Origin of the sequence: Hyphobacterium vulgare (genome assembly GCF_042643335.1) — a bacterium.
GTDB classification, from domain to species: Bacteria; Pseudomonadota; Alphaproteobacteria; order Caulobacterales; family Maricaulaceae; genus Hyphobacterium; species Hyphobacterium vulgare.
In genome coordinates, this window is record NZ_JBHRSV010000001.1 from 227,890 (window position 1) to 243,854 (window position 15,965).

Below are 15,965 nucleotides of genomic sequence, written 5' to 3' on the forward strand. Positions count from 1 at the left end.
ATTCGGAGCGGAGGCGCGGGGGCGTGACGCATCCCTTCTCGACACGGCAGATTCCCTTCTACCTGACCGCGGCAGGGCCCTGCCCCTATCTGCCGGGCCGTCAGGAACGGAAACTGTTTACCCGGATCGATCCGGGTGAAGGGCCGGGCCTGAACGACGCCCTGACCCATGCCGGCTTCCGCCGGTCGCAGGGCGTGCTCTACCGCCCGGCGTGCGAACAGTGCGACGCGTGTCATTCCGCCCGGATTCCGGTCGAAACCTTCGACTGGTCGCGCAGCTTTCGCCGCGTCCTCAAGCGCAATGACGATCTCGTCCGGCACGAAAAGCCTGCCGAAGCGACCGCCGAGCAATTTGCCCTGCTGACCCGCTATCTCGACGCCCGGCATGGCGATGGCGACATGGCCGGGATGAGCTATGGCGAATATGTGCTGATGGTCAGTGACGGCGCGCAGCGCACGGATCTCGTCGAGTATCGCGATCCCGCCGGTCGCTTGCGCGCCTGCGCGCTCATCGACCGGCTGCGCGACGGTCCGTCCCTGCTCTACAGCTTCTTCGATCCAGACGATGCGCCGCGGAGCCCCGGCACATTCATCGTGCTGGACGCGATCCGCTGGACAGGACAGAACGGTTTTTCCAACGTCTATCTGGGCTATTGGGTGCCGGGCAGCCGGAAAATGGACTACAAGTCGCGCTTCCGGCCGCTCGAAGTGCTGACCAGCGCCGGCTGGCAGTCGCTGGAGAACATTCTGAACGACATCGGGGACGAACCCGGTGCGGACGAAGGGGAGGACTAATGGACCGCCGCACATTTCTGAGCGGAGCGTCGATCGCAGCCGCCACCGTCGCCACCGCCTGTGGCGCGCAGGACAGCCAGACCAGCGGTCCGGCCGCTCCGGCCGTCAACCGCCGGCGCACACGCCAGTTGCGCATGGTCACGACCTGGCCGGCCAACTTTCCCGGCCTCGGCACCGCGGCCGACCGTGTCGCTCAGTTCTGTAACGAGATGTCGGGCGGGACGCTCGATATCCGCGTCTATGGCGCGGGCGAGATCGTTGGCGCGTTCGAAGTTTTCGACGCCGTCTCGACCGGCGCGGCGGACATGTATCACGCGGCCGAATACTACTGGCAGGGCAAACACCCGGCCTTCAACTTCTTCACCGCCGTGCCGCTGGGCATGACCGCGACCGAAATCATGGCCTGGTGCGAGTTTGGCGGCGGGCAGGAACTCTGGGAAGAACTCGCTGGCCAGTTTGGCATCATCTCCTTCCAGGCCGGCAATTCCGGCCTGCAGATGGGCGGCTGGTTCAAGCGCGAGATCAACACGCTGGAAGACTTCCGCGGCTTGCGCATGCGCATACCCGGCCTCGGTGGCACCGTTCTGCGCGAACTGGGCGGCGCCGCCGTCGCGCTGTCGGGCAGCGAAATCTATCCCGCCCTGCAATCGGGTACGATCGACGCCACCGAATGGGTGGGGCCGTGGAATGACCTCGCCTTCGGCTTCTACCGCGAGGCACCGTATTATTACGGCCCCGGTTTCCACGAACCGGGTTCCGCGCTCGGCGTCGGGATCAATCGCGGCGTCTGGGACAGCCTCGAAAGCGACCACCAGGCGATCCTGCGCGCCGCCTGCCGGGCGGCGAACAACCAGTCGTTGGCCGAATTCGCGCACCAGAATGCCGTCGCGCTCCGCGTCCTCGTCGAGGACCACGGCGTCGAACTGCGCCGCTTCTCCGACGAGATGTGGATGCGGATCGCCGAGATTTCCGAACAGGTCGTCGCCGATGTCGGCAATCACGATGCGCTCGGTCGTCGGATCTATGAGAGCTATCTCGAAGGCCGCCGCCGCGGGCGCGAATGGGGCCGGATTTCCGAGCCGGACTACTTCATGCAGCGCGAACGCGTGCTCGGCGAATAGGCGATGCGCGCGGGGGACGCCCTACTCCTCGCCGTGATAGGTACCGGCCTGGTCCTGTCGCTGATCGATTCCGCGACCGGAGGCGGCGTTTCGGCATGGTCCCAGGCCAATCTCTACAGACTGGCAGCGGGCACCGCATCGGCACTCGGCTGGCTCGGCCTGGCCCTGTCCCCGCTCCTGCTCCTGCCGCTGATCGCCGCGCTCTGGGGCCGGTTCGCCGCCCTGCCAGGCCCGTTCGACCGCTTGTTGCGCATCGTCATCGGCGTCATTGACGCGGTGACGACGGCGATCGGCGACGCAGCGCGCTGGTTCGCCCTCGGCCTGGTCATCGTGACCGCAGTCGTCGTGGTCCAGCGTTATGTCTTCGGCATCGCCATGACCGGCCTGCAGGAGAGCGTGATCTACATGCACGCTTTGCTCTTCCTGTTGTCCTCCGGCATCACCCTCCTCGCGGACGGCCATGTCCGGGTCGACATCGTCTATTCAAAGATGACTGCACGCGGGAAAGCCTGGACGGACCTGTTCGGTGTCTATCTCGCCCTGATCCCGATGGGCTGGCTGATCCTCGTCATGTCCAGCCCCTATGTGAACGCGTCCTGGCGCATTCTCGAGCGATCCCGCGAAAGCGACGGCCTCGCCTTCGTGTTTCTCCTGAAGGCGGCGATTCCGGTCTTCGCGGTGATGCTGATCCTGCAGGGCATCTCGATGGCGGCGCAGTCGGCGCTGACGATTTCCGGGCGGCCGGCTCCCGCGCATCCGCGCGCCGTCGAGCGGGAGCTCTAGGCGATGACGCTCCTGATCGAACTTCTGCCCTTCGTGATGTTCCTGGCGGCCTTTGCCGCCTTGCTGCGCGGCTTCCCGGTCGCCTTCACCCTCGCCGGCGTGGCGCTCGTCTTTGCCCTGATCGGCATGGCGCTCGGCGTCTTCGACACCATCCATCTTCGTGCCTTTCCGCAGCGCATCTACGGAAACATGATGGAGATGGACAAGCAGATCCTCGTCGCGGTGCCGCTTTTCGTCTTCATGGGCGTGATGCTCGAAAAATCGAAGGTCGCCGAGGAATTGCTCGAAGCGATGGGCAAGCTGTTCGGGTCGATGCGCGGCGGGCTCGGCATTTCCGTCGTCGTGGTTGGCGCGCTGCTCGCCGCATCGACGGGGATTGTCGGCGCCACGGTCGTCACGATGGGCCTGCTCTCCCTGCCGACCATGCTGAAGCGCGGCTATTCGCCTGCCCTCGCCTCCGGTTCGATCGCCGCGGCCGGCACGCTGGGGCAGATCATTCCGCCCTCGATCGTTCTTGTGCTGCTTGGTGACCAGCTGTCCAACGCCTACCAGGAGGCGCAGCGTGCCCAGGGCATTTTCTCGCCGGACATCGTTTCGGTCGGCGACCTGTTCGCCGGCGCATTGATCCCGGGCCTGATCCTGGTCGGCGCCTATGTTGGCTATCAGGTTGTGATCGCCATACTGAAACCGTCCGCCGCGCCGGCGGTGCCGCGCGACGAGGCGAAGACAGACTGGGCCCAGGTGTTCCATGCCCTGATCCCACCCCTCGCCCTGATCGTCGCCGTGCTCGGCTCGATCCTGACCGGTCTGGCGACCCCGACCGAAGCGGCGGGTGTCGGTGCGGTCGGAGCCACCTTCCTCGCCGCCTTCCGCAATGCCGGCGCAAGCGGCAACCCGGTCGGCGGACGCATCGTCACCGGTGTCGGTGCCCTGGCGCTGATCTCGCTGATCGCACTGACCGTATTCGTCGATCTTCGGCTTGGCAGGGAAGCGGCCTCGGCCGGTGACCAGCTCGGCATCACACTGGCCTTCGCCCTCGTTGCCCTGACCGTTGCGGGCTCGGCGGTCGCCCTGTTCCGGCTCTACCGATCGAGCGTGCTCGACGACGTCATGACCACGACGGCGCAGATCTCGTCCATGGTCTTTGTCATTCTCATCGGCGCCTCGCTGTTCTCGCTGATCTTCCGCGAACTGGGCGGTGACGCCACGGTCCAGCACGCCCTTGAGGCCGTACCCGGCGGCAAATGGGGTGCGCTCGCTGTCGTCATGGCGGTGATGTTCCTGCTCGGCTTCTTCCTCGACTTCATCGAGATCACCTTCGTCGTGGTGCCGATCGTCGCGCCGATCCTGCTGATGATGGGCATCGATCCGGTCTGGCTCGGCGTCCTGATGGCCCTCAACCTGCAGACCAGCTTCCTGACCCCGCCTTTCGGCTTTGCGCTCTTCTATCTGCGCGGGGTGGCACCGCCGGAGGTCACGACGGGGGCGATCTATCGCGGGGCCATGCCCTTCGTGGCGATCCAGATCGTGGTGATCGCGATCGTGGCCTTCCTGCCTTGGCTCGCGACCGGACTGCCGGGCCTGCTCTATGACTGAGGACACTTTCTCGATCCCGGTCCTGGAGACCGAACGTCTGATCCTGCGCGGGCACCGGGCCGAGGACGCACCCCATTCCTACGCCCTGTGGGCGCACGAAACGACGCAGCGCTATATCGGGTCAATGACGTCGTCCCCTGGCGACGCCTGGCTGCGTATGCTGCGCTATCCGGGCCTTTGGGCGATCCTCGGATTCGGCTTCTGGGCGGTCATCGAGAAGGACTGCGGACGTTTCGTCGGGGAATGCGGTTTTGCCGATTTCTGCCGCGCCATGACGCCGTCGATCCGCGGCTTGCCTGAGCTGGGCTACGCCATCACGCCGGACGCGCACGGCAAGGGCTACGCCACCGAGGCGGTACTGGGCGCACAAGCCTGGATCGACCGCGCGCGCAACCGGCCGCGCTGCGTCGCGATCATCAACCCGCACAATACGGCGTCGATCGGGGTCGCGGTGAAGGCGGGCTATACGGCCTGGCAGGAAACGGAGTTCGGCGGCAAGCCCGTCACTGTGTACGAGCGCCGCCCGTGAGCCGGACCGGGCGATAGCTGCCGCGCACGATCACCACATCGCCCGTGATCTCGCGAACCTCGCTGGTCTCGCCGTCGATCAGTGCCGCGACATAATCCGGAGCCGGGCCGGCCGCGCATCCCTGCGGCGCAACAAAGAGCACGAAGGTCTCGTCCCCCTCGGCATCGAACCACGCCCGGCGCGGATCGAAGACAGGGTCCGGCTGGCGTCCATGCTCGGCTTCATAGGCCGCGCGCACCGCGGCGATGACTTCGGCATCGTCCTCGGTGGCCGCCCGTTCGACGGTCTGGGCCATCCAGCCCTGCGCGACCCGGCTGCTGGCCCAGTCATTCCATTGTTGAACGCCATTCGGGCGGCGCATGTCGGGCGGCATGCCGTCGGAAGCCGTCACCGCACACCCGTCGGGCGCGGTCTGGATGGCGGCAAGCAGGATCAGGGTAGTCAGCATCACGAAAGGCTCACACCGTCGGCACGGCGCTATAGCCCGGTTCGCGCCGGCCGCCAGCAAATTTTTCGAGCGCCTCGATACGCTTCTCGATCGGCGGGTGCGTCATGAAGATGCCGGAGAAACCGGATTTCGGGTTCTCGATCATCATTTCGCGGATTTCCGACGGCGCTTCATCCATTGCCGCGTGGCCGGATATCTTCTCTAGCGCGCCGATCATCGCATCTGGGTTCCTGGTCAGTTCGACCGCCCCGGCATCGGCCATGTATTCGCGCTTCCTCGAAAGCGCGAAGCGGATCGCGATCGCCAGAAACCAGGCCAGCGCGACGATTCCGACCGCGATCAGCATCAGGACCGCGGCATTGCCGCCGCCCCCGCGCCGCGAGCGGCCGGACCGGACGACGGCGCCGTGGAACATCGCGCGCACGCCGATCTGCGCCACGAAGGAGAAGATGCCGACGAAGATGACGGAGATGACGAGAAGACGAACGTCGCGATTGAGAATGTGCGTCAGCTCGTGCGCCAGCACCGCCTCCAGCTCGTCGCGGTCGAGCCGCTGCATCAGCCCGGAAGTCACGGTCACCGAATACTGTTTCTCGGTCAGGCCGCTGGCATAGGCATTCATCTGCGGCGTCTCGATGATGCGCAGCGACGGCATCGTGATGCCGCGCGAAATGCAGAGATTTTCCAGAAGGTTGTAGAGTTCCGGCTGCTCCTCGCGGGTGACTTTCCGCGCGCCCGTCGCCGCGTCGATCATCGCCTGGTGCGAAAACCATGCGATGATGAACCAGATGCCTGCGATGATCACGGACCACAACGCCATTTGCGGCCAGTTCGCCATCACCGCGTCGAAGGTGGAAGAGGAATATCCCCCCGATTTCGAGGCATAACTGCCGCCCTCGCCGCCCGTGAAGGCGACGAGAACCAGTGACGCGGCCAGCGCCAGCAGCATCAGGAGAAACGGGAAGCCCGCCAGCAACAGGACGGACTTCAGATTGTTGTTCCAGATATGCGTTCTGAGCCCGGTGGCGCCGAGCATCAGCGCCTCCCTAGAACTTTACCGCCGGAGCATTCTCCACCGCGGCCCGGTCGGCCACTTCGAAGAATTCGCGCGGCTTGAAGCCCATCGGGCTGGCCAGCACGACGGCGGGGAATTGCTCGATCGCGGTGTTGTATTCGTTGACCGCATTGTTGAAGAAGCGGCGCGCCGCGGCGATCTTGTTTTCCAGATCGGCGAGTTCGGCCTGCAGTTTCAGGAAGTTCTCGTTCGCCTTCAGGTCCGGATAGGCTTCCGACAGGGCGAACAGCTGTCGCAGCGCACCCGACAGCATGTTTTCCGCCTGTGCCTGATCCTTCACCGAATGGGCGGACACGGCGGCGTTGCGTGCCTGAACGACCTTTTCAAGCGTGTCCTTCTCGTGGCTGGCATAGCCCTTCACCGTCTCGACCAGGTTCGGAACCAGGTCCTGACGCTGCTTCAGCTGGACATCGATATCGCCCCACGCCTGGTTCGTCGTCTGCCGCAGCGCGACGAGCCGGTTGTAGATGAGGACGAGGATGACAACGAGAACGGCAATAACGCCGAGAGTGATCAACATGGGCATCGGTCTCCGATGGATTGGGCTTTGAACGCCCTCTTACGCCGAATCTGCGGCCCGCGCCACGATGGCGGGATCGCGAGGTGCGAATTTCTGGTTCTTGGGTAAACCCTTCGGCTGAATCCGGCCGGCCTGGGCGCGTTTCCCGAGCCAGTTTGGCCAGTCCGGCAGGCTCTGGCGGCGGCCCGCGCCATCGATCCAGCTGAGGCCTTCCTCGGCGCTGAACACGGTCGCGTCAGACAGTTCGGCACCCTTGCCGCCGAGCAGGCGAACCCCCTTGCCGCGGGTCATTTCCGGAATTTCCTCCAGCGCGAAGACCAGCAGCTTCTTGTTGGCACCGAGCACCGCAACCATGTCGCCGCGCGCCGGGATGCAGACCAGCGCCTCACCGTCCCCGACATTCAGCACCTGTTTGCCGCCCTTCTTCATGCCGAAGACTTCGGATTCCTTGATCCGGAAGCCCTGGGCAGCGCGCGATGCAACCAGCAACATGCGTTCCGGTTCGTGTCTGAACAGCGCAACGGGTGCCGCAGCATCCGGCAGACCGGCATGCAGGCGCAGCGGCTCGCCATGGCCGCGCCCCCCCGGCAGTTTCGACGCGTCCAGCGTGTAGAAGCGGCCGTCCGTGGCGAACAGGATCAGCTTGTCAGTCGTTTCGCATTTCTCGGCAAACATGCCCCGATCGCCTTCCTTGAAGACCACCGAGGACAGGTCGATCGAATGGCCCTTGAGCGCCCTTATCCAGCCCTTTTCGGAAACCACGACCGTGATGGATTCCTTCACGATGAAGGCCTCGGCCACGGCGTCGAGATCGGTGTCCGGCGCGTCAGCGAATTCGGTACGGCGGCGGCCGAGCGGAGTCTTCGGACCGTAGGCCTCCTCGACGGCGGCAATCTCGCCATCGACCTTCGCCCACTGTTCCGCATCCGACGCGATCAGCGTTTTCAGCGTCTTGCGCTCGGCCGTGAGCTTCGCCTCCTCCTCGCGGATGGCGATCTCTTCCAGCTTGCGCAGGGCGCGCAGGCGCATGTTGAGAATGGCTTCGGCCTGGCGTTCGGTCAGGCTGAACGTCTTCATCAGCGTCTGCTTCGGCTCGTCCTCGAAGCGGATGATCCGGATCACCTCGTCGAGATCGGCATAGACGATGATGTAACCGGCCAGCACTTCCAGCCGGTCCTCGACCTTGGCGAGCCGGTTGCTCGCGCGGCGGACAACGACCTCGCGGCGGTGATCGAGCCAGACGCGAAGCACGTCCTTGAGGCTCATAACGCGCGGCGCACCGTACGGATCGAGCACGTTGAGATTGAGCGATATCCGCGATTCCAGCTCGGTCAGCTTGAACAGCGACTCCATCAGCACCGCCGGATCGACATTCCGGTTCTTCGGCTCGAGCACGAGGCGGATGTCTTCCGCACTCTCGTCGCGCACGTCTTCAAGGAGCGGCAGCTTCTTCTGGTCGAGCAGTTGGGCGATCCGCTCCACCAGTTTGGCCTTCTGGACCTGATAGGGAATCTCGGTGACGACGATCTGCCAGGTGCCGCGCCCAAGGTCTTCCTGTTCCCATCGGGCACGGACGCGGAAGCCGCCGCGGCCCGTCTCATAGGCCTCGCGGATGGCCTCCGCCGGTTCGACGCAGATCCCGCCGGTGGGAAAGTCCGGCCCCTTCACCGAACGGCAGAGCTGCGCCACGGAGGCATCCGGATTGTTGATCAGCTGGCGCGCCGCGCGGCACAGTTCATAGGCGTTGTGCGGCGGAATGTTCGTCGCCATGCCGACCGCGATGCCGGACGAGCCGTTTGCCAGCAGGTTGGGGAAGGCCGCAGGCAGGACGACGGGTTCGTCGTCTTCCTCATTGTAGGTCTTGCGGAAATCGACGGCGCCTTCGTCGAGGCCTTCCAGAAGCAGCCGCGCCGTCTCGGTTAGGCGGGCCTCGGTATAGCGGTAGGCGGCGGCGTTATCGCCGTCGATATTTCCGAAATTGCCCTGCCCGTCGACCAGGGGATAGCGCGAGGCGAAATCCTGCGCGAGCCGGACCATGGCATCATAGACGGCCTGATCGCCATGCGGGTGGAAGCGGCCGATCACATCGCCGACCACCCGCGCCGACTTCTTGAATGCGGTTTCCGGGTCGAGCTTGAGAAGACGCATCGCATGCAGGATGCGCCGGTGAACCGGCTTCAGACCGTCGCGTGCATCGGGCAGCGCGCGCTGGGTGATGGTCGACAGCGCATAGGCGAGATAGCGCTTCGACAGCGCTTCATCGAACGGCTCTTCGAAGATCTCGCCGCCATCCGGTGTGACAAGCTCGCCCATGGGTCAGGCCCCCTGATTCGCGTTGCCGGTAAGTGTAGCGGGTCTGACCGGTGATACGCGCCCGTCTACAGCCGCCCCGCCTCGGCCAGCCGGTCGATCATGCGCTGGCGCGCCTCCGGCAGGTCGCGGTCGTGCGGCCAGAGCACCCGGCGCTGCAGAAAATGCCCGGTAAGGGCGAGCCCGGCGGCGACATCCCCCTCGCCCACTTCCTGATCTGAACCAGTCAGGAAGGCTGGCAGTTTCAACAGTTTGTCGATATAGGGCTCGGCGGCAGACGCCGTCACTGCCCGCCCGGATTTCGGACTGACATGGCTCAGCCCCTCGCGCTCGCCGGTGATTGCACACCGCGTCAGGTCGATCCCGTAGCCGAGATCGGTCAGCAAGCCGGCCTCCCACCTCACGTAGAGCGCTGGCCAGATATCCGGTTTTGCAAAGGAATCCAGCAGGATGGAGAAAGCGCGATAGACCGCTGCATGCGGCTCCCGCTCAGGCAGGGCGAGACAGGCCATCGTGCAGGCGGCATTGAGTCCGGCGAGCGCCAGCCGGTCCTCCATCAACTCGCCGGCGACAAGCCGGTCGGCCTCGACATCAAAATTCCCGAGATGGTCGGACAGCCGCGCCCGCCAGGTGGCATGCACCCGGTTCCCCGGTTGCAGGACCGGCCGGGCCGTGCGCGAACGCCCGCCCCGCACGAGACCGGTATGCCGCCCCTGCGATTCCGTCAGCAGGTCGACAATGGCGCTGGTTTCGCCATGCGGCCGGACCGCGAGAACAATGCCGTCACCCGTCCATTCCATCTGCCGGGCTTAGCGCCTCACGAATTGAAGTCGAGTCCGATCGACGTGTAGTGCTCGGACCGCTCGGCCCAGTTCGGCTTCACCTGCACCTGCAGGAAGAGATGCACCTTGCAGCCGAACAGATCCTCCATGTCGGCGCGGGCCAGTTCGCCGATCTTCTTGATCGTCGCCCCGCCCTTGCCCAGCACGATCGGCTTTTGCGTCTCGCGTTCGATATAGATGATCTGGTCGATCCGGACCGAGCCGTCCTTCTTGACCTGCCAGCCCTCGGTCTCGACATGGCTGGCATAGGGCAATTCCTTGTGCAGGCGCAGATAGAGCTTCTCGCGCGTGATCTCGGCCGCCATGACCCGCTGCGGCACGTCGGCGGACTGGTCTTCCGGGAAGAAATAGGGGCCATCCGGCATGCGGTCGGCCAGCACGGCCTTGAGATCGGCAACGCCATGACCCTTTTCCGCGCTGATCATGAAGACGTCGGAATAGACCCCGGTTCCGAACAAATCCTGCGACAACGCCAGCAGGCGGTCGCGGCGCATCAGATCGACCTTGTTCAGGGCCAGGATTGCTTTGCGGCCGGATGCCTTCAGCCCCTCGATCACCCGGTCATCGTCCTCGACCGAGCGCTTCTGCCCGGCCTTGCCCTGCCCGTCCTCGACATCGGCGCGCGAGGCGGCATCGATCACGTGAACAACCACGTCAGCGTCCTGGGCCCCGGTCCAGGCCGCGCGGACCATGGCGCGGTCGAGCCGGCGGCGCGGTGCGAACACGCCGGGCGTATCGACCAGCACGATCTGGGTCGTGCCGTGCATCGCCACGCCCCGGATCGGAAAGCGCGTGGTCTGCACCTTCTGGGTGACGATCGACACCTTCTCGCCGACGAGGGCGTTCACGAGTGTCGACTTGCCCGCATTCGGGGCGCCGATGACGGCGGCAAAGCCGGCCCGCGTCTGGTTACCGCTCACGCAGCTTCTCCCGCTTGATGAAGGCTTCCGCCGCTTCGCGGCGCGCCTGTTTGAGACTCCGGCCCGTTCCGAGGGCCGGGGCGATGTCGGATATCCGAACCTCGACCTCGAAGACGGGCGTATGGGCCTCGCCCGTCTGGCCGATAGTGATGTAGTCCGGCGCCTTGCGGAACCGTTTCAGCGCCCATTCGTGAAGGATCACGATGGCGTCCTTCTCCGTATAGGACAGATTGTCCGCTTCCGGGATCCAGAAGCGTTCGAACACGCCGCGCGCCGCATCATAGCCGCCGTCGAGATAGATCGCGCCCAATACGGCCTCGCAGGCATCGCCGAGGATCGACACGCGCGTCTTCGACCCGTGCGTTTCGATCGCACCGGTCAGCAGATGCGGCTCCAGTCCCATTTTCTCGGCAATGTGCGCGCAGGCCTCCTTGCGCACCAGCGGATGAAAGGCCGAGGTCAGATCGCCCTCGTCCGCTTCGCCGCGCTCGGCAAACAGCCATTCGGCCGCGGCGAGCCCCAGCACCCGGTCGCCGAGGAATTCGAGGCGCTGATTGGAGCGGGTCTCGGACTGGCCCGGCAGCGACAGATAGCTCCCATGGGTCAACGCCCGCTGCAACAGCGTCTCGTCCCGGAAGGCGTAGCCGAGCCGTTTCTGGAGCTGGGCCAGATCGCTCATGCGCTGGGTGCGTGCGGCAGCGCCTCGATCACCACGAAGGCCTGCGCCCACGGATGATCGTCGGTGATGGTGATGTGCACCACCGGCGTGTGACCCGGCGGTGTCAGGCGCGCGAGCCAGTCAAGCGCCCTGCCCTTCAGTTCCAGTGTCGGCTTGCCGCCCGGCAGGTTCACGACCCCGATTTCCTTCCACGACACGCCGCGCGCAATCCCGGTCCCGAGCGCCTTGGCCCCCGCCTCCTTGGCGGCATAGCGTTTCGCATAGCTGGCTGCGCGCATACGGCGCTTGTCGGACTTCGCCCGTTCGACCTCGGTGAAACAGCGCTGGGTGAAGCGCTCGCCATGGCGTTCCAGAGTCCGCTCGATCCGGCGGATGTCGATGAGGTCGGATCCGATCCCGACGATCACGCCGCCGCCTCTCTGCGGGCTTCGTCCATCAGCGCGCGCATGCGCTTCACCGCAGCATGAAGTCCGGAGAAGATCGCCTCGCCGACGAGGAAATGCCCGATATTCAGTTCGGCGACTTCCGGGATCGCCGCGACCGGCTTCACGCAGTCAAAGGTCAGGCCGTGCCCGGCATGGATTTCGAGCCCGCGCTTCTGACCCTCTTCCGCGCTGCGGCGCAGACGCGTCAGGTGATGCTCAACGGCCTCGCGGTCCCCGGCGAGCCAGGCTTCGGCATAGGCCCCGGTATGCAGTTCCACGACTGCTGCTCCGAGCGCTTCCGCCACAGCGATCTGCACCGGATCGGCTTCGATGAAGAGCGAGACGCGGCAACCCGCAGCACCAAGCTGGTCCACAAAGGGCGCGATATGGCGGTGCTGCGCGGCGACGTCGAGACCGCCTTCGGTGGTGCGCTCCTCGCGCTTCTCCGGCACGATGCACACCGCATGCGGCGTATGGCGCAGCGCGATCGCCAGCATCTCGTCGGTCGCCGCCATCTCGAGGTTGAGCGGCAGCGATATCTCGCGCGACAAACGGTCGATATCGGCGTCGGAAATATGCCGCCGGTCTTCGCGCAGATGCGCGGTGATCCCGTCAGCCCCCGCTTCGGCGGCGGCATGCGCGGCGCGCACCGGGTCGGGATGCGCCCCGCCCCGGGCATTCCTGATCGTCGCCACGTGATCGATATTGACGCCCAGGCGCAGCATGGTCAGGCCTTCAGTCCGCGGCTGCCCGGCTTGGTTGCGGGAATGGCGGCCAGTTCGGGGGGCAGATCGTCCGGCGCATAGGCCGGGAATTTCACCTGGGCGAGCGAGATCAGCGGCACACCGACATCGGCCTCGCCGCCCGAACGGTCGACGAGGCAGGCCTCAGCCAGCACCGTCGCGCCCGTCGCCTTGATCGCGTCGATGCATTCGCGCGAGGACAGGCCGGTCGTCACGATGTCCTCGACCACCAGCACCTTGTCTTCGGGGCCCAGTTCGAAGCCGCGGCGGAGACGGAACTCGCCCTCCTCGCGCTCGACATAGATCGCCGGCAAGCCCATCTGCCGGCCCATCTCGTAGCCGGGCACGATGCCGCCGACGGCGGGCGACACGACGATGGTCGGTTGATCGGACAGCTCGCCGCGCACCTTGTCGGCCAGCGCCGCGCACAGCTTCTCGGTGCGCCTGGCGTCGGCGAAGACCAGCGCCTTCATCAGGAAGACCGGGCTCCTGAGGCCGGACGACAGGATGAAATGCCCTTCCTTCAGCGCGCCCGCCGCCCGGAACTCGTCCAGCACCTCGTCCTTGTTCATTCGTCGTCCTCGATTTCGGTGTCGCCGCGGATTCGCTGCGCATCGACGACGCTTTCGCACATCTTGAGCGCGGAGACGATGTTGGACAGGTGTTTCGCGTCGAACACCTCGATGTCGAACTGCATCTCGAAGAAGTCGGTCGCCCGCTTCAGCGTCTTCAGATTGGCGATATTGCCCCGGTTCTCGCCCACGGCCTTGGCGACCTCAGCGAGCGCGCCGGGTTCGTTGTGCATGGTCGCGTGTACGCGGCCGAGCGACACGGCGTTTTCTTCCGCCTCGGGCGTCCAGCCGAGATCAATCCACTGGTCTTCGTCACCCTCGTCGAAATCCGACAGGCGCTCGCAATCGATCGTGTGGATCTCGACACCCTTGTCCGGCACCAGAACGCCGACGATCCGGTCGCCCGGGAGCGGCGAGCAACACGCCGCGAAGTGCAGTGACACGCCGGGGGTCAGGCCGCGCGCGCGGACATAGAGCCGCGCCTTGTCGTCCTGGATCAGTTCGCGGGTAGAGGTCGTCTCCTCGCGTTCGTCCTTGCGCCCCGGGAAGGCGGCTTCGAGCAGGTCATTGCCTGTGACCCGTCCACGGCCGAGCGCGATGTAGAGATCACCCGCATTCGCGAGCTCAAGCCGCTGCAGGGCCTCGCCCAGCAGGTCCTCGCGGAAGGTCTTCCCGTCGCGGCGGAAGGCGTGTTCGGCGATGATCTTGCCGATACGTTCGAACTCGTCGCGCTCCGAGGAGCGGATCAAGCGGCGGATCGCGGCGCGGGCGCGCCCGGTAACGACGAGATCTTCCCAGCCCGGCGGCGGCTGGCGCACTGTGCCGCGCAGGATGGTGATCACATCGCCGTTCTTCAGACGCGTGCGCAACGGCCGGTCGCTGCCATTGACCTTGGCCCCGACGCAGGTGTGACCGAGTTCGGTGTGGACCGCATAGGCGAAGTCGAGCGGTGTGGCCCCCATCGGTAGCGCGATCAGCTCGCCCTTCGGCGTGAAGCAATAGACCTGGTCGGCGAACATCTCGAGCTTGGCGTGTTCGAGGAATTCTTCCGGATCGCCGCCCTGTTCGAGAATTTCGACGAAGGGCCGTAGACGTTCCAGCGGATCACCGCCCGCCGCACGCGCCGCCGCCGGGTCATAGCCATAGCTGTGCCCCTTGTAGCGCCAGTGCGCGGCAACGCCGCTTTCTGCGATGTCTTCCATTTCTTCCGTGCGGATCTGCAACTCGACGCGGACATTGCCGCCGCCGACGACCGTCGTGTGAAGCGAGCGGTAATTGTTCGGCTTCGGGGTCGAGATGAAGTCGCGGAAGCGTTCCGGCAGGCTGCGCCAGGTCTGGTGGATCGCCCCGAGCGCGCGGTAGCAATCGTCCGGCGTCGCGACGATCACGCGGAAGGCATAGATGTCGGCAATCTCGTCGAAGGTGACGCCCTTGCGCTCCAGCTTGCGCCAGATCGAATAGGGCCGCTTCACGCGTCCGAAGACGCGGGCTTCAATCCCCGACTGTGAAAGCCGCTCCAGGATGGCGGCCGACATCGCGCCGACCTGCTTGCTCTGGCGCTCGCGCAGTTCGGCCAGGCGCCTGGTGATCGATTCAAACGCCGCCGGATTGATGTGCTGGAAGGCCAGGTCTTCCAGCTCGACACACACCCGGTTGATGCCGATGCGGCGCGCCAGGGGCGCGTAAATGTCCAGCGTTTCCGCCGAAATCCGCTCGCGCTTTTCCGGCCTCGGAATGTGGTAGAGCGTGCGCATGTTGTGCAGCCGGTCAGCCAGCTTCACGATCAGCACGCGCACGTCGGACGAAATCGCCACGACCAGCTTCTGCAGGTTTTCTGCCTGCTTGGTCTTCTTCGAGCTCAGCTCCATCTGGCCGAGCTTGGTCACCCCGTCGACCAGCGCCGCGATTTCGGGGCTGAACTGGGTGCGGATGTCGTCGAGTGTCGCGGGCGTGTCCTCGACCGTGTCGTGCAGCAACCCGGTGCAGATGGTCGCCGTGTCCATGCGCAGATCGGCGAGGTTCATCGCCACGCCGACGACATGGTTGTGGTACGGCTCGCCGGAATAGCGTTTCTGCGGCGCGTGCATCTCTTTCGAGAAATTGAAGGCGCGGCGGATCATGTCCGCGTCGGCGCGCGAATCATAGCGATGAACGCGGGCGATCAGATCGTCCGCGCTCGGTGCAGCAGCGATTTCAGGGGGCGCGAGACTCGTGGTGACCGCGCTCAAGCCCGTTAGAAGCGCGTGTCCGGAGCGCCGTCGCGGTCGCTCTGCAGCGCCTTCAGCATTTCCGCCTCATCGGGCTCGGCCAAGGCCGGCCGGGCGTCAATCTGCGGAACATTGTCGTCCGAATCCTGATCGTCATCCTCGCTCGGCAGGACACGTTGCAGGCCGGACACCAGGCTCTCGCCAAGCACGTCGAGATCGACCGTGTCATCGGCAATCTCGCGCAGCGCCACGACCGGGTTCTTGTCGTTGTCGCGGTCGATGGTCAGCGCCGAACCCGCAGAGATGTTGCGGGCGCGATGCGCGGCGAGCAGAACCAGCTTGAAGCGGTTCGGGACTTTTTCGATGCAGTCTTCGACGGTGACGCGAGCCATGCGCGCGGT

17 protein-coding genes are annotated in these 15,965 nt (G+C 65.4%); 5 read left to right on the forward strand and 12 right to left on the reverse strand.

Annotated elements, in window-relative coordinates; genetic code table 11:
* The first annotated feature begins 23 nt into the window (after nt 1–23).
* Genes ACFOOR_RS01195 through ACFOOR_RS01215 form a run of 5 tightly spaced genes read left to right on the forward strand, consistent with a single transcriptional unit; the run spans nt 24 to nt 4,823 of the window.
* Nucleotides 24–794, forward strand: a complete 771-nt coding sequence (locus tag ACFOOR_RS01195) for an arginyltransferase (protein ID WP_343163576.1) — start codon at nt 24–26, stop codon at nt 792–794.
* Nucleotides 794–1,915: a TRAP transporter substrate-binding protein gene (locus ACFOOR_RS01200; RefSeq protein ID WP_343163575.1), complete on the forward strand. Its 1,122-nt coding sequence runs from the start codon at nt 794–796 to the stop codon at nt 1,913–1,915. Before ACFOOR_RS01195 ends, ACFOOR_RS01200 begins: the two co-directional genes overlap by 1 nt.
* 3 nt (nt 1,916–1,918) lie before the next feature.
* The gene (locus ACFOOR_RS01205; RefSeq protein WP_343163574.1) at nt 1,919–2,698 is read left to right on the forward strand and encodes a TRAP transporter small permease subunit; all 780 of its coding nucleotides are present in this window, start codon (nt 1,919–1,921) and stop codon (nt 2,696–2,698) included.
* A gap of 3 nt (nt 2,699–2,701) precedes the next feature.
* Nucleotides 2,702–4,294 (forward strand): TRAP transporter large permease, encoded by a 1,593-nt coding sequence (locus ACFOOR_RS01210; protein WP_343163573.1) that lies wholly within the window; start codon nt 2,702–2,704, stop codon nt 4,292–4,294.
* On the forward strand, nt 4,287–4,823 hold the full coding sequence (locus ACFOOR_RS01215; RefSeq protein WP_343163572.1) for a GNAT family N-acetyltransferase: 537 nt from the start codon (nt 4,287–4,289) through the stop codon (nt 4,821–4,823). Before ACFOOR_RS01210 ends, ACFOOR_RS01215 begins: the two co-directional genes overlap by 8 nt.
* Here ACFOOR_RS01215 and ACFOOR_RS01220 read toward each other — a convergent pair.
* From ACFOOR_RS01220 to rpoZ, 12 genes are all read right to left on the reverse strand, one after another.
* Nucleotides 4,798–5,274: a hypothetical protein gene (locus ACFOOR_RS01220; RefSeq protein ID WP_343163571.1), complete on the reverse strand. Its 477-nt coding sequence runs from the start codon at nt 5,272–5,274 to the stop codon at nt 4,798–4,800. The genes ACFOOR_RS01215 and ACFOOR_RS01220 overlap by 26 nt on opposite strands.
* Before the next feature lie 7 nt (nt 5,275–5,281).
* Nucleotides 5,282–6,307: a M48 family metallopeptidase gene (locus ACFOOR_RS01225; RefSeq protein ID WP_343163570.1), complete on the reverse strand. Its 1,026-nt coding sequence runs from the start codon at nt 6,305–6,307 to the stop codon at nt 5,282–5,284.
* Nucleotides 6,308–6,317: 10 nt separating this feature from the next.
* Nucleotides 6,318–6,866: a LemA family protein gene (locus tag ACFOOR_RS01230; RefSeq protein ID WP_343163569.1), complete on the reverse strand. Its 549-nt coding sequence runs from the start codon at nt 6,864–6,866 to the stop codon at nt 6,318–6,320.
* Nucleotides 6,867–6,905: 39 nt separating this feature from the next.
* Nucleotides 6,906–9,179 carry a DNA topoisomerase IV subunit A gene (gene parC / locus ACFOOR_RS01235; protein WP_343163568.1) on the reverse strand — a complete coding sequence of 758 codons (2,274 nt, stop codon included), beginning with the start codon at nt 9,177–9,179 and terminating at the stop codon, nt 6,906–6,908.
* 65 nt (nt 9,180–9,244) lie between these two features.
* Nucleotides 9,245–9,976, reverse strand: a complete 732-nt coding sequence (gene recO, locus ACFOOR_RS01240; RefSeq protein WP_343163567.1) for a DNA repair protein RecO — start codon at nt 9,974–9,976, stop codon at nt 9,245–9,247.
* Between the two features lie 17 nt (nt 9,977–9,993).
* Complete coding sequence (gene era / locus ACFOOR_RS01245) at nt 9,994–10,938, reverse strand: GTPase Era (protein ID WP_343163566.1); 945 nt, start codon at nt 10,936–10,938, stop codon at nt 9,994–9,996.
* Nucleotides 10,928–11,617 carry a ribonuclease III gene (gene rnc / locus ACFOOR_RS01250; protein WP_343163565.1) on the reverse strand — a complete coding sequence of 230 codons (690 nt, stop codon included), beginning with the start codon at nt 11,615–11,617 and terminating at the stop codon, nt 10,928–10,930. The genes era and rnc overlap by 11 nt, the downstream gene beginning before the upstream one ends.
* Nucleotides 11,614–12,024: a holo-ACP synthase gene (acpS, locus tag ACFOOR_RS01255; RefSeq protein WP_343163564.1), complete on the reverse strand. Its 411-nt coding sequence runs from the start codon at nt 12,022–12,024 to the stop codon at nt 11,614–11,616. Before acpS ends, rnc begins: the two co-directional genes overlap by 4 nt.
* A complete protein-coding gene (locus tag ACFOOR_RS01260; RefSeq protein WP_343163563.1) occupies nt 12,021–12,767 on the reverse strand; it encodes a pyridoxine 5'-phosphate synthase in 747 nt (248 codons plus the stop codon). Before ACFOOR_RS01260 ends, acpS begins: the two co-directional genes overlap by 4 nt.
* A 2-nt stretch (nt 12,768–12,769) precedes the next feature.
* Nucleotides 12,770–13,357 carry an orotate phosphoribosyltransferase gene (pyrE, locus tag ACFOOR_RS01265; RefSeq protein WP_343163562.1) on the reverse strand — a complete coding sequence of 196 codons (588 nt, stop codon included), beginning with the start codon at nt 13,355–13,357 and terminating at the stop codon, nt 12,770–12,772.
* Nucleotides 13,354–15,585: a RelA/SpoT family protein gene (locus ACFOOR_RS01270; protein ID WP_343163561.1), complete on the reverse strand. Its 2,232-nt coding sequence runs from the start codon at nt 15,583–15,585 to the stop codon at nt 13,354–13,356. Before ACFOOR_RS01270 ends, pyrE begins: the two co-directional genes overlap by 4 nt.
* 5 nt (nt 15,586–15,590) lie before the next feature.
* Complete coding sequence (gene rpoZ / locus ACFOOR_RS01275) at nt 15,591–15,956, reverse strand: DNA-directed RNA polymerase subunit omega (protein ID WP_343163560.1); 366 nt, start codon at nt 15,954–15,956, stop codon at nt 15,591–15,593.
* Between the last annotated feature and the right edge of the window lie 9 nt (nt 15,957–15,965).

Coding starts and splice junctions, on each gene's coding strand:
- ACFOOR_RS01200 (WP_343163575.1), top strand. CDS start 794: ATGGACCGCCGCACATTTCTGAGCGGAGCGTCGATCGCAGCCGCCACC.
- ACFOOR_RS01205 (WP_343163574.1), top strand. CDS start 1,919: ATGCGCGCGGGGGACGCCCTACTCCTCGCCGTGATAGGTACCGGCCTG.
- ACFOOR_RS01210 (WP_343163573.1), top strand. CDS start 2,702: ATGACGCTCCTGATCGAACTTCTGCCCTTCGTGATGTTCCTGGCGGCC.
- ACFOOR_RS01215 (WP_343163572.1), top strand. CDS start 4,287: ATGACTGAGGACACTTTCTCGATCCCGGTCCTGGAGACCGAACGTCTG.
- ACFOOR_RS01225 (WP_343163570.1), bottom strand. CDS start 6,307: ATGCTCGGCGCCACCGGGCTCAGAACGCATATCTGGAACAACAATCTG.
- ACFOOR_RS01230 (WP_343163569.1), bottom strand. CDS start 6,866: ATGTTGATCACTCTCGGCGTTATTGCCGTTCTCGTTGTCATCCTCGTC.
- parC (WP_343163568.1), bottom strand. CDS start 9,179: ATGGGCGAGCTTGTCACACCGGATGGCGGCGAGATCTTCGAAGAGCCG.
- recO (WP_343163567.1), bottom strand. CDS start 9,976: ATGGAATGGACGGGTGACGGCATTGTTCTCGCGGTCCGGCCGCATGGC.
- rnc (WP_343163565.1), bottom strand. CDS start 11,617: ATGAGCGATCTGGCCCAGCTCCAGAAACGGCTCGGCTACGCCTTCCGG.
- ACFOOR_RS01260 (WP_343163563.1), bottom strand. CDS start 12,767: ATGCTGCGCCTGGGCGTCAATATCGATCACGTGGCGACGATCAGGAAT.
- pyrE (WP_343163562.1), bottom strand. CDS start 13,357: ATGAACAAGGACGAGGTGCTGGACGAGTTCCGGGCGGCGGGCGCGCTG.
- rpoZ (WP_343163560.1), bottom strand. CDS start 15,956: ATGGCTCGCGTCACCGTCGAAGACTGCATCGAAAAAGTCCCGAACCGC.